Annotated in this window: 17 protein-coding genes; 8 read left to right on the top strand and 9 right to left on the bottom strand. The window is 71.7% G+C overall.

Features of this window, described 5'->3' with window-relative positions:
* Positions 1 to 72 precede the first annotated feature (72 nt).
* A complete protein-coding gene (locus LE548_RS33905; RefSeq protein WP_225100850.1) occupies positions 73 to 1509 on the bottom strand; it encodes an MFS transporter in 1437 nt (478 codons plus the stop codon).
* A 153-nt stretch (positions 1510 to 1662) separates the two neighbouring features.
* Between LE548_RS33905 and LE548_RS33900 the strand changes: the two genes are divergently transcribed.
* Positions 1663 to 2229 carry a TetR/AcrR family transcriptional regulator gene (locus LE548_RS33900; RefSeq protein WP_225100849.1) on the top strand — a complete coding sequence of 189 codons (567 nt, stop codon included), beginning with the start codon at positions 1663 to 1665 and terminating at the stop codon, positions 2227 to 2229.
* Between the two features lie 30 nt (positions 2230 to 2259).
* On the opposite strand, the gene LE548_RS33895 is transcribed toward LE548_RS33900, so the two are convergent.
* The 7 genes from LE548_RS33895 to LE548_RS33865 form a co-directional block, all read right to left on the bottom strand.
* Positions 2260 to 3432 carry a TerD family protein gene (locus tag LE548_RS33895; protein ID WP_225100848.1) on the bottom strand — a complete coding sequence of 391 codons (1173 nt, stop codon included), beginning with the start codon at positions 3430 to 3432 and terminating at the stop codon, positions 2260 to 2262.
* Between the two features lie 88 nt (positions 3433 to 3520).
* The gene (locus tag LE548_RS33890; protein WP_225100847.1) at positions 3521 to 4510 is read right to left on the bottom strand and encodes a zinc-dependent alcohol dehydrogenase family protein; all 990 of its coding nucleotides are present in this window, start codon (positions 4508 to 4510) and stop codon (positions 3521 to 3523) included.
* Positions 4507 to 5361: a carbohydrate ABC transporter permease gene (locus tag LE548_RS33885; protein WP_225100846.1), complete on the bottom strand. Its 855-nt coding sequence runs from the start codon at positions 5359 to 5361 to the stop codon at positions 4507 to 4509. Before LE548_RS33885 ends, LE548_RS33890 begins: the two co-directional genes overlap by 4 nt.
* Entirely contained in the window at positions 5358 to 6296 is a 939-nt protein-coding gene (locus LE548_RS33880; RefSeq protein WP_225100845.1) for a carbohydrate ABC transporter permease, read from the bottom strand. The genes LE548_RS33885 and LE548_RS33880 overlap by 4 nt, the downstream gene beginning before the upstream one ends.
* Positions 6293 to 7663 (bottom strand): sugar ABC transporter substrate-binding protein, encoded by a 1371-nt coding sequence (locus LE548_RS33875; RefSeq protein WP_225100844.1) that lies wholly within the window; start codon positions 7661 to 7663, stop codon positions 6293 to 6295. Before LE548_RS33875 ends, LE548_RS33880 begins: the two co-directional genes overlap by 4 nt.
* Before the next feature lie 99 nt (positions 7664 to 7762).
* Positions 7763 to 8533, bottom strand: a complete 771-nt coding sequence (locus tag LE548_RS33870) for a DeoR/GlpR family DNA-binding transcription regulator (protein ID WP_225100843.1) — start codon at positions 8531 to 8533, stop codon at positions 7763 to 7765.
* Positions 8534 to 8806: 273 nt separating this feature from the next.
* Entirely contained in the window at positions 8807 to 9616 is an 810-nt protein-coding gene (locus LE548_RS33865) for an NAD(P)-dependent oxidoreductase (protein ID WP_225100842.1), read from the bottom strand.
* 211 nt (positions 9617 to 9827) lie between these two features.
* Between LE548_RS33865 and LE548_RS33860 the strand changes: the two genes are divergently transcribed.
* Entirely contained in the window at positions 9828 to 10769 is a 942-nt protein-coding gene (locus tag LE548_RS33860; protein ID WP_225100841.1) for a 5-dehydro-4-deoxyglucarate dehydratase, read from the top strand.
* Positions 10766 to 11929, top strand: a complete 1164-nt coding sequence (locus LE548_RS33855; RefSeq protein ID WP_225100840.1) for a hypothetical protein — start codon at positions 10766 to 10768, stop codon at positions 11927 to 11929. Before LE548_RS33860 ends, LE548_RS33855 begins: the two co-directional genes overlap by 4 nt.
* Here the strand turns inward: LE548_RS33855 and LE548_RS33850 are convergent.
* Positions 11866 to 13098 carry an MFS transporter gene (locus tag LE548_RS33850; RefSeq protein WP_225100839.1) on the bottom strand — a complete coding sequence of 411 codons (1233 nt, stop codon included), beginning with the start codon at positions 13096 to 13098 and terminating at the stop codon, positions 11866 to 11868. The genes LE548_RS33855 and LE548_RS33850 overlap by 64 nt on opposite strands.
* Before the next feature lie 200 nt (positions 13099 to 13298).
* On the opposite strand from LE548_RS33850, the gene LE548_RS33845 reads away from it, so the two are divergent.
* From LE548_RS33845 to araD, 5 genes are all read left to right on the top strand, one after another.
* The gene (locus LE548_RS33845) at positions 13299 to 13892 is read left to right on the top strand and encodes a TIGR03086 family metal-binding protein (protein ID WP_225100838.1); all 594 of its coding nucleotides are present in this window, start codon (positions 13299 to 13301) and stop codon (positions 13890 to 13892) included.
* A 294-nt stretch (positions 13893 to 14186) separates the two neighbouring features.
* Positions 14187 to 14948 (top strand): MBL fold metallo-hydrolase, encoded by a 762-nt coding sequence (locus LE548_RS33840; protein ID WP_225100837.1) that lies wholly within the window; start codon positions 14187 to 14189, stop codon positions 14946 to 14948.
* Between the two features lie 120 nt (positions 14949 to 15068).
* The gene (locus LE548_RS33835; protein ID WP_225100836.1) at positions 15069 to 15707 is read left to right on the top strand and encodes a GntR family transcriptional regulator; all 639 of its coding nucleotides are present in this window, start codon (positions 15069 to 15071) and stop codon (positions 15705 to 15707) included.
* A 32-nt stretch (positions 15708 to 15739) separates the two neighbouring features.
* Positions 15740 to 16651 (top strand): dihydrodipicolinate synthase family protein, encoded by a 912-nt coding sequence (locus LE548_RS33830; protein WP_225100835.1) that lies wholly within the window; start codon positions 15740 to 15742, stop codon positions 16649 to 16651.
* Positions 16639 to 18381, top strand: a complete 1743-nt coding sequence (gene araD / locus LE548_RS33825; RefSeq protein ID WP_225100834.1) for an L-arabinonate dehydratase — start codon at positions 16639 to 16641, stop codon at positions 18379 to 18381. Before LE548_RS33830 ends, araD begins: the two co-directional genes overlap by 13 nt.
* Positions 18382 to 18446 lie beyond the last annotated feature (65 nt).

Raw genomic sequence — 18446 nt, 5'->3', positions numbered from 1 at the left:
CAGTCGGATCAGACGTCACCACACATCCAACCGCCATGACCACCGACCCGGCGAACCTATGCGGTCACAGCACTAGACGGACCGGCGGCGACCCGTGAGGACCGTCGCCGCCACCGCCAGCGCGGCCAGGGTCATCAGCGCGCCGGCGCCGAAGGCGCGGGCGGAGCCGTGGACGAGGACGGCACCCGGTGCCCCAGTGGTGTGCCGGGTCGCCGTGCCGTACACCGTGACCAGGACGGACAGGCCAACCGTGCCGCCGAGCCACTGGAGGGTCTGGAGCAGGCCGGAGGCCGCGCCCGCCTCCCGGGGCTCGACGGCGGACAGGATCGTCGCGTTCAGCGGCATGAAGCTCAGGCCCGTGCCGAGGCCCAGCAGCATCAGCGGCCCGAGCAGCCCGGTGGCGTAGCCGTCCCCGGGCCCGAGCCGCCACAGCCAGCCGCAGGCCACGGCGACCAGCGTCATGCCGGTCAGCAGCACCGGCTTCACACCGAAGCGGGCCAGCAGCCGGGGCACCAGCCGTACGGCCGTGAACATCACCAGCGTCATGGGCAGGAAGGCGAATCCCGCGCGCAACGGGCTGTAGCGCAGGGCCTGTTGGCAGACGAGGCTGAGGAAGTAGAAGGCGCCGAACATGCCGGCGGGCAGCAGCAGGATGCTCGCGTAGGCGCCGGCCCGGTTCCGGTCGCCGAGCAGGGGCAGCGGCATGACCGGCTGGTCGGCCCGCGATTCGACCAGGACGAAGCCGGCCAGCAGAGCGGCGGCCGCGCTGAAGCCGAGCAGGGCCCGGGTGTCGCTCCAGCCGGCTTCGGAGACCCGGATGAACGCGTACACCAGCGAGGTGGTCCCCGCGGTTCCGGTCAGCGCGCCCGCCAGATCGAACCGGCCCGCGTGGCGCGGGGTCTCGGTGACGAAGCGGGGCAGGGCGAGGGCGAGGGCCGCGCCGATCGGGACGTTGATGAGCAGGGCCCAGCGCCAGGAGGCCCAGGAGGTGAGCATGCCGCCGAGGACGAGGCCGGCCGAGCCACCGATGCCGGCCATGGCGGAGTAGACGCTCAGGGCGTGGTGCCGGCGGGGCCCGTCGGGGAAGTTGGTGGTGATCAGGGCGAGAGTGCTGGGGGCGATCAGGGCGGCGCCGAGGCCCTGGAGCGCGCGGGCGGCGAGCAGCCAGCCGCCGTCGACGGCGAGACCGCCGAGCAGCGAGGACACGGCGAACAGCAGTACCCCGGTGGTCAGGGTGCGGCGGCGGCCGAGGACGTCGCCGACCCGCCCGCCGAGCAGCAGCAGACCGCCGAAGGCGAGGGTGTAGGCGTTCAGGACCCAGGACAGTCCGGTACGGCTGAAGTGCAGGCCGCGCTGGATGTCGGGCAGGGCTACGTTGACGACGGTGGAGTCGACGCCGACCATCAGATAGGCGGTGACGATGACGAGGAGGGTGGTGCCGAGCCTCGCGGGTGGCGAGGGCGCGGTGGACGCGGTGGCGGTGGCGGACGGTACGGACGGGGTGGACATGACGGTCTCCCGGTCTGGGGTCCCCGGGCGCGCGGCGGTGTTCCATGGCAGGGGTGAGCTGCCACGGAGCAGGACGGCAGCAAGCGGGGACTGTCTCCGTTTAGATGTCGGTAAAATACGGAGAGAGTCCCCGGTTTGGCAAGGAGTAACTGGATGACGCAGGTCAGGCCCATGCGTGCGGACGCTCGGCGCAACTACGAGCGGTTGCTGAAGGTGGCGGCGGAGGCTTTCGCCGAGCATGGGGAGAACGCGTCGCTCGACGACATCGCCAAGCGGGCGGGCGTCGGCTCCGGCACGCTCTACCGGCACTTCCCGACGCGGCAGGCGCTGCTGGAGGCCGCGTACGTGGACCGCATCGAGGCACTGGGGTCGCGGGCGGACGAGCTGGCGGCACAACTCCCGCCGGGCGAGGCGCTGATGGAGTGGCTGTACGAACTGTGCGTCGGCACGATCCAGGTGCGCGGGCTGAAGGCGCTGCTGGGGTCGGCGGTCACGGACGGCAATACGGCGGCGCTGACGGCGTGCGGGACGACGGTGCGGGGCGCGGCGGGCCGGTTGATCGAGGCGGCCCGTGAGGAGGGCTTCCTGCGGGCCGACTTGGAGCCGATCGAGCTGCTGCGGCTGGCCCATGGGGTGGCTACGGCATCGGAGCTGGCCGATGGGAAGGGCGCGCAGATCCGGCGGTATCTGGGGTTGTTGATGGAGGGGTTGCGGGGGTAGAGCGATCAACCCCCACGCACCCTCGGCGAACTACAGCGCTCTCGCCCCCGGTTCCACCATGTTCCGCACCGTGCGTGCCTTCACGAAGTCGCCCATCGCTGTCATGTCCCACTCGCCGGAGAACTGGCGGATGAGCTTGGCCATCATGACGCCCGTCTGAGGCTCGGCGTGGGTGAGGTCGAAGCGGACCAGTTCCTCGTCGGTGGCGGCGTCCACCAGGCGGCAGTACGCCTTGGCGATCTCGGTGAACTTCTGGCCGGAGAAGGAGTTCACCGTGAAGACCAGACCGGTGACCTCCTGCGGGAGCCGGCCGAGGTCGACCACGATCACCTCGTCGTCGCCCCCGCCCTCACCGGTGAGATTGTCCCCGGAGTGCTTGATCGCGCCGTTCAGGATGCTCAGCTTGCCGAAGTAGCAGCTGTCGATGTGGTTGCGCTGCGGGCCGTAGGCGATGACCGAGGCGTCCAGGTCGATGTCCGCGCCACGGAACGCCGGCTCCCAGCCGAGGCCCATCCTGACCTGGGAGAGCAGCGGGCGGCCGGCCTTGACCAGGGACACGGTCTGGTTCTTCTGCAGGCTGACCCGGCCCTTGTCCAGGTTCACCTTCCCCGCACCGGGAACGGGCGCCGGGGGAGCGGGGGGAGCCGGGGGAGCCTGCGGGACCGGCGGAGCCACTGGCTGCTGCGGCGGAGCCGCCGGTGCCGCGGCCGGTTCCTCCACCGTCACCCCGAAGTCCGTCGCGATGCCGGCCAGTCCGTCGGCGTACCCCTGGCCCACCGCACGGGCCTTCCAGGCGCCGCCCCTGCGGTAGACCTCCACGACGACCAGGGCCGTCTCCGTGCCGAGCCGGGGCGGGGTGAACGTGCCCAGCACCGCGCCGGCGTCCGCGTCGCGGATCGTGGCCGTCGGCTCGATGCCCTGGAAGGTCTGGCCGGCCGCGTCCGGGCTGGCGGTGACCACGATCTTCTCGATGTCCGGCGGGACGGCGGCGGTGTCGACCGTGATCGCGTCGGGGGCCGTACCCCCGCCGGAGGTGTAGGTCACGCCCGGTCCCGCCGGCTGGTTGTAGAAGATGAAGTCGTCGTCCGAGCGCACCTTGCCGTCGGCGGTGAGCAGCAGGCCCGACACATCGAGCCGCACGGGCGCGGCCACGTCCACCGTGACGCGGGCGGCTGACAGAGGAATGTTCGAGCCAGGGGTCATAGCTGTCATGCCGGGTGAACGAACGACACCGCTTTACCGTTCCCTTACCCATCCCCCGATCGGCTCAGGGGCCGGACCCCGAGCCGTCTCAGGGCACCACCACGATCTTCCGCCCCACCCCGGCCGCGAACTGCTCCAGCGCCCGCGGGTACTCGTCCAGAGGCAGCCGGTCGCTGATGAAGACCTGTGGGTCCAGCACCCCGTTCGCGAACAGCTCCGCCGCCCGCTCGAAGCTGTGCAGCACCGCCATGGAGCCGGTGATCGTGATTTCCTGGTTGTAGATGCGATACGGATCGATCGTCACGCGCGTCGCATAGTCGGCCACGCCGAACTGCAGGAACGTGCCCGCCTTCGCCACCCGGCCCAGGCCGTCCTGGATGGCGGCGGCGTTGCCGGTCGCGTCCACCACCAGGTCCCAGCCCTGCGGCCGTTCCAGCTCGTCCGCGCCGCCCGCGGCCGCCGAGACGCCGAGCCGGCGGGCCGTCTCCAGCCGGGCGGGGTTGATGTCGACCATGTCCACGCTCGCCGCACCCGTGCGCTTGGCCAGCTCCAGCATCATCAGGCCCATGGTCCCGGAGCCGTAGATCAGCACATGGGCGCCGAGACGGGAGCGCAGGACGTCGTAGCCGCGGATCGCGCAGGACAACGGCTCGACCAGGGCCGCGTCCTCGGTGCGCACGTGCTCGGGGAGTTTCACGCAGTTGGCCACCGGGGCGACCGCGTACTGCGCGGCCCCGCCGGCCGTGGTCACGCCGATCGCCGCCCACCGCTCGCACAGGTTGTTGTGGCCGGTACGGCAGTAACGGCACTCATGGCAGTAGAGGGACGGGTCGACGGCCACCCGGTCGCCGGCCGCCAGCTCCGTGACCTGGGTGCCGACAGCGACCACCTCGCCGGCGAACTCGTGCCCGGGGACGATGGGCAGCTCGGGTGCGAACTCGCCCTGGAGGATGTGCAGATCGGTGCCGCACAGGCCGCAGGCGGCCACCTCCACGACGACCTCGCGTGGGCCCGGCGTCGGGTCCGGCACCTCGGTGACCACGGCGCGGCCCACGGACTCGATGACGGCGGCCTTCATTTCACGGCTCCCAACGACAGGCCCTGGACCAGCTTGTCCTGGGCGGCGAACCCCGCGGCGAGCACCGGCAGGGAGATGACGAGCGACGCGGCGCACACCTTGGCCAGGAACAGGCCCTGGCTGGTGATGAAGCCGGTCAGGAAGACGGGGGCGGTCTCGGCGACCACGCCCGTCAGGACTCGGGCGAAGAGAAGTTCGTTCCAGCTGAAGATGAAGCAGATCAACGCCGTCGCCGCGATGCCGGGCAGGGCGATCGGGGCGACCACGCGCGCGAGGATCGTCGGGAGGCGGGCGCCGTCCACTCTCGCCGCCTCGATCACCGCCACCGGCACCTCGGCGAGGAAGGACTGCATCATCCACACCGCGATCGGCAGGTTCATGGAGGTGTAGAGGATGACCAGGAGCCATATGTTGTCGAGCATCCCGGTGTTCTTGGCGAACAGGTAGATCGGCAGCAGGCCCGACACGACCGGCAGCATCTTCGTGGACAGGAAGAAGAACAGCACGTCCGTCCACTTCTTCACCGGCCGGATCGACAGCGCGTACGCCGCCGGGAGGGCCAGCAGCAGGACGCAGAGCGTGGAGACCACGGACGCGACCGTGGAGTTGATCAGCGCGGGCCACGGGCTCGCCCCGCCGCCGCTGCCGAAGAACTCGCGGTAGCCGTTCAGCGTCAACGACGCAGTGAAGGACGGCGGGTTGGTCGCCGCGTCCGCCTCCGAGTGGAAGGAGGTGAGGGCCATCCAGGCGATCGGCAGGAAGAACACGACGCCGGCCAGCCAGGCCACCAGGCCCAGCCCGTTACGGCGTAGTACGGCACTCGGTCCGTTCCGGTGCGGTACGGCGTTCATGCGCGGGACACCTCCTCGCGGAACAGGGACGACACCACGCGCAGCGCGAAGGTGGCGATGATGATCGAGCCGATGACGACCAGGACGCCGGCCGCCGAGGCGAGGCCGTTCTCATGGGCCTGGTAGAAGCTCTGGTAGACGGTGTAGGGGAGGTTCGCCGTGCCCAGGCCCCCCGAGGTGATCGTGAAGACGGCGTCGAAGTTCTGCACGATGTAGATCGAGCCGAGCAGGGCGCCGAGTTCGAGGTAGCGGCGCAGGTGGGGGAGGGTGAGGTGGCGGAAGATCTGCCAGTCGTTCGCGCCGTCGACCCGCGCGGCCTCGATCTGCTGCTGGTCCCGGCTCTGCAGCCCGGCGAGCAGGATCAGCATCATGAACGGTGTCCACTGCCACACCAGGGAGGCCTCGACGGCGAGCAGCGGGGTGTTCGAGATCCAGTCCGGCTGTGGGCCGCCCACATAGTGCAACAACCCATTCAGCAGGCCGTATTCAGGGTTGTAGAGCACATGCTTCCAGAGCAGGGCTGCGGCCACCGGCACCACGAGGAAGGGTGCGATGAGCAGGGTGCGGACGATGCCCCGGCCGCGGAATTTCCGGTCCAGCAGCAGCGCGAGCGCCAGGCCGAGGACCAGGCTGGCGAGCACCACGGCCACCGTGAGCAGCACGGTCGTCCACACCGAGTGGCGCAGGTCGGCGTCGGTGAGCACCTGGCGGTAGTTGTCCAGGCCCGTGAAGTGACGGGCCTTGGGGTAGAGGGCGTTCCAGTCGAAGAAGGAGATCACCAGCGTGGCCACGAACGGCAGCTGGGTGACCGCGATCATGAAGACGAGGGCCGGCAGCAGCGGGGCCCGGGTGGCCCAGGCGCGCAGCCGGGCCGAGGGCTGTTTCACGGTACGTGCGGGGGTGGCCGTGAGCGGGGCCGTGGTCGTCGCTGTCATCGTCCCTCGTACTCCTTGGAGATCTTCTCGGCGAGCGCCTGGGACGTATTCAGGGCCGAGCCGACCGACTGGCGTCCGGCGATGGCCGCGCTGATCTCCTGGGAGACCTTGGTGCCGAGGTCGGTGAACTCGGGGATGCCGACGAACTGGATGCCGGGCGCGGGCCGCGGCTGCACGCCGGGGTCGTCCGGGCGGGCGCTCTCGATGGCCTGCCTGGTCATCTCCTGGAAGGAGGCGGCCGAGGCGCGGTAGTCGGCGTTCTCGTACGTCGACGCCCGCTTGCCCGCCGGCACGTTCGGCCAGCCACTGGTCTCGCCGACCAGCTGCTCATAGCCCTTGCCCGACGCCCAGGAGATGAACTTCCAGGCCTTGTCGGGGTTGCGGGAGGCCTTCTGGATGCCCCAGGCCCAGGTGTAGAGCCAGCCGGAGGACGGGGTCTTCTCGACGGGGGCCGGGGCGTAGCCGAGCTTGCCCTTGACCGGGGAACCGGCCGCCTCCAGCAGTCCGGCGGCGCTCGTGGCGTCGTACCACATGGCGACCTTGCCCTGGGTCATGTCGTTGAGGCACTCGGCGAAGCCGGACTGGGCGGCGCCGGACTCGCCGTGCGCGCGGACGAGATCGACATAGAATTTTGTCGCCTTCTCGAACTCGGGGGAGTCCAGGTGGGCCTTCCACTTCTCGTCGAACCAGGTGCCGCCGAAGGTGTTCACGACCGTCGTCAGCGGCGCCATCAGCTCGCCCCAGCCGGGCAGTCCGCGCAGGCAGATGCCCTTCATCCCGGGCTGTGCGCCGTCCGCCCGCGCGGCCAGGTCGGCGACCTGCTGCCAGGTGGGGTGGGCGGGCATGGTCAGGCCCTTCGCCGCGAACACGTCCTTGCGGTACATCAGGAACGACGACTCGCCGTAGAAGGGCTGTCCGTAGAGCCTGCCGTCGTTTCCGGTGAGGGACTGGCGCATGGGCCCGAGCACGTCCTGCTCGTCGTACGACGGGTCCTTCGCGACGTATCCGTTCATCTCGTGCAGCCAGCCGTTGCGGGCGTAGATCGGTATCTCGTAGTTGGACAGGGTGGCCACGTCGTACTGGCCGGCCTGGTTGGCGAAGTCCTGGCTGATCTTGTCGCGGACGTCGTTCTCGGGCAGGACCGTGAAGTTGACCTTGATGCCGGTCTCTTTGGTGAAGTGGGCGGCCGTGAGCTTCTGGAGCTCGGTCATCTGGGGGTTGTTGACCATCAGTACGTTGATGGCGTCGCCGCCGGAACCGGACCCGCCCGCACCGGCCCAGCAGCCGGAGAGGAGCGGGGCGAGCAGCGTCCCTGCGGCGGCCATGGCGAGCGTGGCTCGCGGCCTCCGTCGGCTCGGGGTTCGCATGGATCGCTCCTGGATGAATGGGGAGATAAAGGGCACTCCAGGGCGTGGAGGTGCCGTACAGGGGACTGAGTTCGTTTTCGGACTGCCTGAGCAGGTTGTTCAGACCCGGATGACCTGCGGGCCCAGCAGGGAGTAGCGGTGCGCCTCGGAGGCCGGCAGCAGGGTGCTCGTCACGATCGCCTCCAGTGCGCCGACATCGGCGAACCGGCAGAAGCCGGCCGCGCCGAACTTGGTGTGCACGCCCGCGAACACGGTCCGCCGGGCGGCCCGGATCGCCTGCGCCTTGACCTCACTGACCGCCGGGTCGGGGGTGGTGAGGCCGTGCTCGCGGGAGATGCCGTTGGCGCCGATGTAGGCGAGGTCGAGGACGAAACCGGCGAGCATCTTCGTCGTCCAGTGGTCGACGGTGGCCAGCGTGCCGGCCCGGACCCGGCCGCCGAGGAGCAGCACCGACATGTTCTCGGCCTCCGCCAGGGCGCCCGCGACCGGCAGGGAGGCGGTGACCACGGTCAGCGGCCGGTCGGTGGGCAGAGCCTCGGCGATGAGCTGCGGGGTGAAGCCCTCGTCGACGAAGACCGTCTCGGCGTCCCCGAGCAGCTCGGCCGCGGCGGCCGCGATCCGGCGCTTCTCGGGCACATGGCTGGTGGCGCGGAAGGCCAGCGTCGTCTCGAAGCCGGCGCTCTCCACCGGATAGGCGCCGCCGTGGGTGCGGCGGACCAGACCGTGGTCCTCCAGCGCGCGCAGATCGCGCCGGATCGTCTCCTTGGCCACGCCCAGCTCGGCGGCGAGCGCGGTGACGTCGACCGAGCCGGTGGCGCGCGCCGCCAGCACGATCTCACGCTGGCGCTCTTCGGCCGTCCTCGTGCTCATCTCGTCACCCGCCTTCCCGTGGAATCGCCCGTTCGGGCCCATGGGGGAAGTTCTACAGCGGGTACGCGGCGCTGACCAGGTCTGTTGCGGGCCCGTTCCTGCCCGGGTGTGCCCGCTTGCCGTACAGCGTGCCCGGCGCGGACCTGCGCGGCCGCGGCCGGCGGGGTGGGAGCGGGCGGTCCGGATGCCCGAACATGGCGGCGGGCGGGTCCGTTCGGTGCCCGCCCGCGCGCGTGAGCGACGTTTTTCCGCCGCCCGGAGTCTTCAGTGAGGTCAGTACGGCCAGATCGGCGGGTCGCTCACGAAGGGGCCGCCCAGGTGGGTGTGCGCCGGGTTCTCCGGGTCCAGCTCGCCCTGCTCGGCGATCAGCTTCTCGGCGTACGGCTCGGAGTCGTCCTGCGGCTCGTAACCGAGCGCCCGCGCGGTGGTCAGATCCCACCACAGCCGGGTGTTGGCGGAGGAGCCGTAGACGACCGTGTGGCCGACCCCCTCGGCGGTCAGAGCGGCGTGGAAGAGGCGGGCGCCGTCGGCCGGGCTCATCCACACCGAGAGCATGCGCACGTTGGCCGGCTCCGGGAAGCAGGAGCCGATGCGGACGGAGACGGTCTCCAGGCCGTGCTTGTCCCAGTAGAGCTGGGCGAGGTCCTCGCCGAAGGACTTCGACAGGCCGTAGAAGGTGTCCGGGCGGCGCGGGGTGTCGATCGGGATGAGCGGGTCGCCCGCGCGCGGGGCCGGGGTGAAGCCGACGGCGTGGTTGGAGGAGGCGAAGACGATCCGGGGCACGCCCTCCTGGCGGGCGGCCTCGTACAGGTTGTAGGTGCCCTCGATGTTGGACTTCAGGATCTTCTCGAAGGGGGCTTCCAGGGAGATGCCCGCGAGGTGGAGGACCGCGTCCACGCCCCGCACCGCCTCACGCAGGGCCGCCGTGTCGGCGAGGTCGGCGGTGATCGCGTCCGGCGCGCCCTCGACGGGGCGCACGTCGAACAGGCGCAGGGTGTAGCCGTACTCCGGCAGCAGGGACCGCATCAGGGTGCCGAGCCCGCCGGCGGCGCCGGTGAGCAGAACGGTGCGGGGAGCGGGCATCCTCGGTTCTCCTTGTGGCCGGCATTCACATATATGGGCAAGCTAGAGAGTTCCGCTGTGCACCGTCAAGTGTCGCGTGATCTCGGTGAATTCACTTCGGGGTTACGAGTTTCCCCGCTTGACCAGCCGCAAGCAGGCCCCTTAGCGTGGTCGCGTTCAGAAACATAGACATCAATCAGAAACATGTACCGCGTGTCCCAAGGGAGAGCCCGTGACGCCAGCCCCTCTCGCCGCCCGGCTCAGCGCCCCGAGCGGGCCGCTCTTCTTCCCCGTCACGGCCTACGGCCAGGGCGGCGCCCTCGACCTCGACACCTACCGCACCCATGTGCGCCGGGGTGTCGAGGCCGGTGCCGCCGCCGTGTTCGCCTGCTGCGGCACTGGAGAGTTCCACGCGCTGCTGCCGGAGGAGTTCCAGGCGGCCGTACGGGCGGCCGTGGAGGCGGCCGAGGGGCGGGTGCCGGTGGTCGCGAGCGCCGGATACGGCACCGCGCTCGCCGTCCGCTACGCGCGCCTGGCCGAGGAGGCGGGCGCCGACGGCCTGCTCGCCATGCCCCCGTACCTCGTCCAGGCCGGACAGGAGGGCCTGTTGCGGCACTACCGCGAGGTCGCCGCCGCCACCGCCCTCCCGGTCATCGTCTACCAGCGCGACAACGCCGTCTTCACCCCGCACACGGTGGTCGGACTCGCCCGCACCGACGGGATCATCGGCCTCAAGGACGGCCTCGGCGACCTCGACCTCATGCAGCGCATCGTCAGCACCGTGCGCACCGAGGTCCCCGGCGACTTCCTCTACTTCAACGGCCTGCCCACCGCCGAACAGACCCAGCTCGCCTACCACGCCCTCGGCATCACCCTGTACTCCTCGGCCGTCTTCTGCTTCGCCCCCGAGATCGCCCTCGCCTACTACAACGCCCTCGGCACGGGCGACACGGCGACCCTGGGGCGCCTGCTGGACGGCTTCTACCGCCCGTTCGTGGAACTGCGCGCCCAGGGCCCCGGCTACGCCGTCTCCCTCGTCAAGGCGGGCGTACGGCTGCGCGGCCTGGACGTCGGCGAGGTCCGGCCCCCGCTGCACGAGCCGCCGGAGGAGCATGTCAAGCAGCTCGCCCAGCTCATCGAACGGGGCCATGCGCTGCTGGAGAAGGGCCGGTGAAGGCGTCCGCGTTCCTCTACCCCTGGGACGTCACCGGGGATCCCGACGCCCCCGCGCGCGTGGCCGGGCTCGGCGTGGAGCAGGTGACCCTCGCCGCCGCCTACCACTCCACCCGCGCCCTGACCCCCCGCCACCCCGGCCACCGCATCGTCACCGCCGAGTACGCGGCCGTCCTCTACCCGCCGGGCGAACGCTGGGCGGGCCGGGGCCTCAGGCCGTACCCCGCCGGCCGCTGGGCCCCGGGCGACGCCCACGGCGAGGCCGCGCGGGCCCTGGCCGCGGCCGGCCTGGAGGTGCACACCTGGGTCGTCCTCGCCCACAACTCCCGCCTGGGCGCCGAGCACCCGGACACCTCGGTCGTCAACGCCTACGGCGACCGCTACCCCTGGGCGCCCTGCATCGCCCAGCCCGCCACGCGCGCGTACCTGGCCGACCTGGCCGCCGAGGCCGCCGTACGCCCCGGCGCGCACGGCACCGAGCTGGAGTCCCTCGGCTGGTACGGGCTCCAGCATCTGCACGCCCACGACAAGACCGGCGGCGTCGCCCTCGGGGAGGCCGGGCAGTACCTGATGGCCCTGTGCTTCTGCCCGTCCTGCCGTGCCGGGTACGACGGGCAGGGCCTCGACCCGGACGCGCTGGCGGCCTCCGTACGGGACGCGCTGGAGCCGCTGTGGCGGGGCGCCGCTGGCGACGAGGGCTGGCCGACGGTCGGCAAGCTCCTCGGTGAGGAGGCGGCGGCCCGCACGCGCGCGTGGCGCGAGGAAACCGCCGGCACCCTCCAGGAGGAGGCCGTCGCCGCCGTACGCGCCGCCGCCCCGGCCGGCTTCCAGATCCTGCTGCACGCCGACCCGGTCCCGTACCACTGCGGCGCCAACCCCGGCACCGACCCCGCCCGCGTCCTCTCCGTCGCCGACGGCGTCGTCGTACCGTGCGCCGGCGGCACGGCCCTGCTCGCGCCCTTCGCCGCACACGCCCGCGAGGAGACGGTGCTGGCCGCCAACTTCACCGTGGTCTCCGGGATGGGCGGCAGCCCCGGCACCCTCGCGGACGACGCGGCACGCGCGCGTGCGCAAGGCGCGACCGAACTGCGGCTGTATCACGCCGGGTTGGCGTCGGACGACGACCTCGCAGCGGTACGAGAGGCCCTGTCCGCGCGCTGAGCCGGCACGGCCGCCGTCAGCAGCAGCGCCAGGCCGTAGACCGGCAACAGCAGCACGGGGGAGGCAAGTTCGACCAGGCCCGCGCCGAGGCCGAGCCCGATGACGTTCGGCGTGAAGACCAGGGTGCTGGCGGTCGCCGTCGCCCGGCCCAGCAGCGGGCCGGGCGTCCGCTGCTGGACGGCGGTGAACACCGCGACGAGCACACAGGGCAGCCCGAGACCGGCCGCCGCGGAGGACGCGAGGGCGACCGGGTCCGACGGCACGGCACGGATGATCATCGAGAGCGCCGTCAGCGCGATCCCCGCCGCCGCGAACCGGCGGGGACCGAGCCGCCGCAGCGCGGTGCCCGAGACGAGCCCGGCCGCCACCGAGCCGGCGCCCTGGACGGCGTAGAGCACGCCCGTGTACGCGGGGGAGTGGCCGAGGCGGTCGACGACCGCATACAGCGTGGTGCTGCTCAAGGAGGCGAGGAACATCGTCGTACCGCCCGCCCCGACCAGCGGTCGCAGTTCCGGGTGGCCCCACAGGTGCCGGACGCCCTCCGCGGTCTCCTTGCACCGGCTGCCGCCGGTCCGGGCCGGCCGTTCCTCGCGCACCCGCAGCAGGGCGTACAACCCGGCGGCGACCGCGAAGGTGCCCGCGTCCAGGCAGGCGACGGCCGGGCCGCCGAAGGCCGTGTACAGACCCGCCCCGGTCAGCGGGGCGACGAGCTTCATGCCTTCGGTGACGGCCATGCGCAGCCCGTTGAGGTCGCCGAGGCGCTCCGGGCCGACGGCCGCGGTCACCAGGGCCGACTCGGCCGCGTCGTGGACGACCTCGGCGGCGCCGTAGACCAGCAGGACGGTGAAGAGCAGCCACAGGCCGCCCGGCGAGCGCACGGTGCACAGGGTGAGCAGCAGGGCGGCCAGTCCCGCGTTCAGCGCCACCAGCAGGGGCCCCCGGCGGACGCGGTCGGCGATCGTGCCCAGCGCCGGGCCCGCCAGGGTGGGGGCCCACATGGCGAGCATGCACAGCGCGGCCAGGCTGTCGGAGCCGGTGAGGTCCTTCACCCACACACCCGATGCCAGGAACAGCGCGGAGTTGCCGAAGCCCGACACCATCACCGCGGTCAGATACAGCCCCGCGTTGCGGTCGCGCAGCACGCGCGGCAGGGTCCAGGAAGTCGTCATGCCTGGTCATCGTGGGGCTAAGGGGGGTGGGCGCGGATCGGTAAGGTGCCTTATTCCGGATTCCGGTGCGGTCCGCTCCCGGCGGCAATCCGTCGGAACGTGTCAGTCGTGCCCCGCGGGCGTACGCGGACCGATGAGTTTTCGGGAGCCCGCCGGTCTGCCCTTCGTACAGGCAGCGACCCTGAAGGAGTGAGACAGGCATGACCACCCCGCTGGACCTCGGACCGCAGACCAGGATCGTGGCGCGGCTCGCCGAGTCGGTGACCGACGAGCAGATGACGGGCCCGACACCCTGCCCGGACCTGGCGGTGCGCAATCTGCTGGGTCACGTGCTGGGGCTGTCCGTCGCCTTCCGCGACGCGGCCCGCAAGGACCTCGGTCCCACGACCGACACCAACCCGGGCGCCACCGTCCCGGACATCGGGCCCGGCTGGCGCGAGGAGCTGTCCAAGACGCTGGACGAGCTGGCCGACGCCTGGCGCGACCCGGCCGCGTGGACCGGGGACACCCGGGCCGGCGGGGTGGATCTGCCGGCGGCGGTCGCGGGTGCCGTCGTCGCCGACGAGCTCGTCATCCACGGGTGGGATCTGGCGCGCGCCACGGGACAGGAGTATGCGCCCGACCCCGCCGCGCTGGGCTCGGCGCTGACGTTCCTGCGTGCCGCCGCCGACGATCCCGGCCGGGGCAGCGGGCTGTTCGGGCCGGTCGTTCCCGTGCCGGAGTCTTCGACGCTGCTGGACCGAGCCGTGGGTCTGAGCGGCCGGGATCCGGAATGGCGGCCGGTGTCGGGTTAGCGGCTTCGAGCCGCACACCGGCACAGCCCCGCGCCCCTTGGGGAGTCGCAGCGCCCCTAGTGCCGCAACAGGCAACGTTCGCCCCGTCGCGACGCCCTGCACGCTCCCCCAGAGGGGGTACCCCCACTCGCCGCACCGGCCGAAAGCCCAAGTACGTCCAGTACGAGGGCTTCCGGCCGGCACTCCCCCAGCCTTCGGCCGGGGGGACCCCCCAGAGCACGCACCGGACGCCGCTCCTTGACGGGCCGTTGCCTGCCGCGGCACTAGCTGAAACGGCACCGTACGCTTCCCTCCATGCCCCTCAGCCTCACCGTCCTCGGCACCGCCTCCCCGCATCCCGGTCCCGACCGGCCCTGCTCGGGGTATCTGCTGGCCGGCGGTGGGGCCGAGGTGTGGGTGGACGCGGGCCCCGGGTCGTTCGCCGCGTTGCAACGGCACACGGATCCGGCGCGGCTCACCGCGATCTGGATCTCCCATCTGCACGCCGACCACAGTGCCGACCTGCTCGCCGCCGCCTATGCCTTCGCCTTCGGCGCGATGACCCCGCACGCGCCGATCCCGGTGTACGCCCCGCGGGACTGTGCCGAGCGGCTGGCCGGCTTCTTCGGGCGGCCGGACGTCGGGTTCCTCAAGGGCGTCTTCGACTTCCGGGTCCTGTACGACGGCCACGACGTCCGGCACTGGAACCTCCGGCTGACCGCCCGCGCCGTCGCCCACGACACCGAGGCGTACGGGCTGCGGGCCGAGTGCCAGGGGAGCGTGTTCGCGTACTCGGGGGACAGCGGGCCGTGCGCCGCGCTCGGTGAACTCGCCTACCGTGCCGATCTGTTCCTGTGCGAGGCCGACATCGACGTGCATCGCGAGAGCGAACAGGGCGCACAGGTGCATCTGACGCCCGAGGACGCCGGGCGTATCGCCCGCGAGGCGCGTGTGCGCGGGCTGCTCGTCACCCACGTCGGTCCCACGCTCACCCGCGAGGCGGCCACCGCACGCGCCGCCGAGATGGCGGGCCGGCCCACCTTCGCCGCTGTCGAGGGCGCCACCCACACGCTCTGAGGGTCCCCCGACTTCCTTTGTCAGAAGCATTGACGAAACACAGGCCCCCTCTTACCTTCAACCGCGTCGTACTTCGTACGTCATATATGAGACGCGATATGTGAGATCCGAGAGGGCCACATGACCTCTGTGCCCACCCCGATCCCGTCCCGCACGCAGTTCGTGCTGGACGCGATCAAACACCGCATCCTGACCGGGCAGTTGACGCCCGGACAGGCCCTGGTCGAGACGGAGCTGGCCGCGCAGTTCGGGGTGTCCAAGACCCCGGTGCGCGAGGCGCTGAAGACCCTCGCCGGGACCGGACTCGTCGTGATGAGCCAGTACAAGGGCGTCACAGTGCGCATGGTGGACGCGGACATGGCGCGCGAGGTCTACGACGTGCGCCTGCTGCTGGAGCCGGAGGCGCTGCGCAGGGCCGTCCGGCGTGGTGCCCCCCTCGACGACGCCCGCGACGCGCTCTCCCGCGCCGACGAGGCCACCGACACCGCCGAACGGTCGCTCGCCAACCGGGAGTTCCACCGCGCCCTCTACCTGCCGTGCGGCAATCCGCTGCTCGGCCGGATGCTCGACGAGGTCCGCGACCAGGCCGCCCTCGTCTCCGCCGTCGCCTGGGCCACCGACCCCTCCTGGGAGCGGGAGGCCGCCGAGCACCGGGACATTCTGCGGCTCGCGCTCGCCGGCGACGCCGACGGGGCCGCCGGCGCCCTGCACGCCCACATCGCGTCCTTCGTCCAGCGCGCATTCCCCTCGGACGCCTAGGATCCCCGGCCCGTCGCAGAGGAAGGTCATCGATGAGCAGCGTGACGTTCGAGAGCAGGCGGGCGGCCCTGGCCGACGTGGTGGCCATCCCGGTGACCCCGTTCGCCGCGGACGGCTCCATCGACACCGGCACCCACCGGGCCCTGCTGCGCCGCCTGCTCGAAGCCGGGATCACCACCCTCACCCCGAACGGCAACACCGGCGAGTTCTACGCCCTCAGCCCCGAAGAGCGCCGTCTCGTCACCGAGTTGACCATCGACGAGGTCGGCGACCGCGCCGCGATCCTCGTCGGTGTCGGACATGATCTGCCCACCGCCGTCGCCTCCGCCCGGCACGCCCGTGACCTCGGCGCGGGCATGGTCATGGTGCACCAGCCCGCCCACCCCTACGTCTCCGCGGCCGGCTGGGTCGACTACCACCGCGCCATCGCCGAGGCCGTGCCCGAGCTGGGCGTGGTGCCGTACCTGCGCAACGCCCAGCTGCCCGGCGCCCGGCTCGCCGAACTCGCCGACCACTGCCCGAACGTCATCGGCGTCAAGTACGCCGTACCGGACGCGTCCCGCTTCGCCGCCTTCGCCCGCGACGCCGGCCTCGACCGCTTCGTCTGGGTCGCCGGGCTCGCCGAGCCGTACGCCCCCTCCTACTTCTCGGCGGGCGCCACCGGCTTCACCTCCGGACTCGTGAACGTCGCCCCGGCCGTCTCGCTGAACATGATCGAAGCGCTGCGGTCCGGCGACTACCCGGCCGCCATGAAGGTGTGGGAGCAGATCCGCCGCTTCGAGGAACTCCGGGCCGCCCACGGCTCCGCCGACAACGTCACCATCGTCAAGGAGGCCCTCGCCTCGCTCGGCCTGTGCCGCCGGGACGTCCGGCCCCCGAGCCGGCACCTCCCCGAGGACGAGCGCGCCGAGGTAGCCGCCATCGCCGCCGGATGGTCCATATGAGCGCGCCCCGCAAACGCCCCGAGGAGCTCAGAAGCCACCAGTGGTACGGCACCGAGGGCCTGCGCTCCTTCAGCCACCGCGCCCGCACCCGCCAGCTCGGCCATCTCCCCGAGGAACACCTCGGCAAGCCGGTCATCGCGATCCTCAACACCTGGTCCGACATCAACCCGTGCCATGTGCATCTGCGGGACCGCGCGCAGGCCGTGAAGCGGGGCGTGTGGCAGGCCGGGGGCTTCCCGCTCGAATTCCCGGTCTCCACGCTCAGCGAGACCTTCCAGAAGCCGACCCCCATGCTCTACCGCAACCTGCTCGCGCTGGAGACCGAGGAGCTGCTGCGCTCCTACCCCGTCGACGGCGCGGTCCTCATGGGCGGCTGCGACAAGTCGACCCCGGCCCTGCTCATGGGAGCCGCCTCGGCCGATGTGCCCGCCGTCTTCGTGCCGGCCGGGCCCATGCTCCCGGGCCACTGGCGCGGCGAGGTCCTCGGCTCCGGCACCGACATGTGGAAGTACTGGGACGACAAGCGGGCCGGCCTCATCGGCGACTGCGAGATGGCCGAGCTGGAGAGCGGCCTGGCCCGCTCGCCGGGCCACTGCATGACGATGGGTACGGCGTCCACGCTGACGGCCGCCGCCGAGGCGCTCGGCGTGACCGTGCCGGGCGCGTCCAGCATCCCGGCGGTGGACTCGGGACACGACCGGATGGCCGCCAAAGCGGGCATGACAGCCGTCGAACTCGTCCACCAGGACCGGAAGCTGAGCCGGATCCTCACCCGTGAGGCCTTCGAGGACGCCGTCACCACCGTGCTCGGCCTCGGCGGCTCCACCAACGCCGTGATCCATCTGATCGCCATGGCCGGCCGGGCGGGCGTACGGCTCACCCTCGACGACTTCGACCGCATCGCCCGCACCGTGCCCGTCCTCGCCAACGTCCGCCCCGGCGGCCGTACGTACCTCATGGAGGACTTCCACTTCGCCGGCGGCCTGCCCGGCTTCCTCTCCCGGATCCCGGACCTGCTCCACCTGGACCGGCCGACGGTCTCGTACGACACCCTGCGCGAGCAGATCGCGGGCGCCCAGGTGCACCACGACGACGTCATCCGGACCCGGGACAACCCGGTCGCGAGCGAGGGCGGGGTCGCCGTGCTGCGCGGCAACCTCTGCCCGGACGGCGCGGTCGTCAAGCACATCGCCGCCGAGCCCCACCTGCTCAAGCACACCGGACCGGCGGTCGTCTTCGACGACTACAAGACCATGCAGCGCATCATCAACGACCCCGCGCTCGGCATCACCGCCGACAGCGTGCTGGTGCTCCGCAACGCCGGTCCCAAGGGCGGCCCCGGCATGCCCGAGTACGGCATGCTCCCCATCCCCGACCACCTGCTCAAGCAGGGCGTGCGGGACATGGTGCGGATCTCCGACGCCCGGATGAGCGGCACGAGTTACGGCGCCTGTGTGCTGCACGTGGCCCCGGAGTCGTACGTCGGCGGGCCCCTGGCGCTGGTGCGCACCGGGGATCTCATCACCCTGGACGTCGACGCCCGCAGCCTCCATCTCCACGTGGACGACGGGGAGTTGGCGCGCCGCAGGGCCGAGTGGACCCCGCCGCCCGCCCGGTACGAACGCGGCTACGGCGCCCTCTACAACGAGCAGATCACCCAGGCCGACACCGGCTGCGACTTCGAGTTCCTGGCCCGGCCGGGCCATGTGCCGGACCCGTACGCCGGCTGAGCACACCCGCGTTTGTCCCACCTGCCGAAGCGCTTCACCCATGTGCATGTAGCAAGCGCTTCCTA

The organism is Streptomyces sp. CoH27, from assembly GCF_020181035.1.
GTDB lineage: Bacteria > Actinomycetota > Actinomycetes > Streptomycetales > Streptomycetaceae > Streptomyces > Streptomyces camelliae.
Note: the sequence above shows the minus strand (reverse complement) of the source record. Positions and strands in the feature narration are given on the sequence as shown.

What these genes read in the sequence shown, in the direction of transcription:
- LE548_RS33905 (WP_225100850.1), bottom strand. Translation starts at nt 1,509, where the DNA reads ATGTCCACCCCGTCCGTACCGTCCGCCACCGCCACCGCGTCCACCGCG.
- LE548_RS33900 (WP_225100849.1), top strand. Translation starts at nt 1,663, where the DNA reads ATGACGCAGGTCAGGCCCATGCGTGCGGACGCTCGGCGCAACTACGAG.
- LE548_RS33895 (WP_225100848.1), bottom strand. Translation starts at nt 3,432, where the DNA reads ATGACCCCTGGCTCGAACATTCCTCTGTCAGCCGCCCGCGTCACGGTG.
- LE548_RS33890 (WP_225100847.1), bottom strand. Translation starts at nt 4,510, where the DNA reads ATGAAGGCCGCCGTCATCGAGTCCGTGGGCCGCGCCGTGGTCACCGAG.
- LE548_RS33885 (WP_225100846.1), bottom strand. Translation starts at nt 5,361, where the DNA reads ATGAACGCCGTACCGCACCGGAACGGACCGAGTGCCGTACTACGCCGT.
- LE548_RS33880 (WP_225100845.1), bottom strand. Translation starts at nt 6,296, where the DNA reads ATGACAGCGACGACCACGGCCCCGCTCACGGCCACCCCCGCACGTACC.
- LE548_RS33875 (WP_225100844.1), bottom strand. Translation starts at nt 7,663, where the DNA reads ATGCGAACCCCGAGCCGACGGAGGCCGCGAGCCACGCTCGCCATGGCC.
- LE548_RS33870 (WP_225100843.1), bottom strand. Translation starts at nt 8,533, where the DNA reads ATGAGCACGAGGACGGCCGAAGAGCGCCAGCGTGAGATCGTGCTGGCG.
- LE548_RS33865 (WP_225100842.1), bottom strand. Translation starts at nt 9,616, where the DNA reads ATGCCCGCTCCCCGCACCGTTCTGCTCACCGGCGCCGCCGGCGGGCTC.
- LE548_RS33850 (WP_225100839.1), bottom strand. Translation starts at nt 13,098, where the DNA reads ATGACGACTTCCTGGACCCTGCCGCGCGTGCTGCGCGACCGCAACGCG.
- LE548_RS33845 (WP_225100838.1), top strand. Translation starts at nt 13,299, where the DNA reads ATGACCACCCCGCTGGACCTCGGACCGCAGACCAGGATCGTGGCGCGG.
- LE548_RS33840 (WP_225100837.1), top strand. Translation starts at nt 14,187, where the DNA reads ATGCCCCTCAGCCTCACCGTCCTCGGCACCGCCTCCCCGCATCCCGGT.
- LE548_RS33835 (WP_225100836.1), top strand. Translation starts at nt 15,069, where the DNA reads ATGACCTCTGTGCCCACCCCGATCCCGTCCCGCACGCAGTTCGTGCTG.
- LE548_RS33830 (WP_225100835.1), top strand. Translation starts at nt 15,740, where the DNA reads ATGAGCAGCGTGACGTTCGAGAGCAGGCGGGCGGCCCTGGCCGACGTG.
- araD (WP_225100834.1), top strand. Translation starts at nt 16,639, where the DNA reads ATGGTCCATATGAGCGCGCCCCGCAAACGCCCCGAGGAGCTCAGAAGC.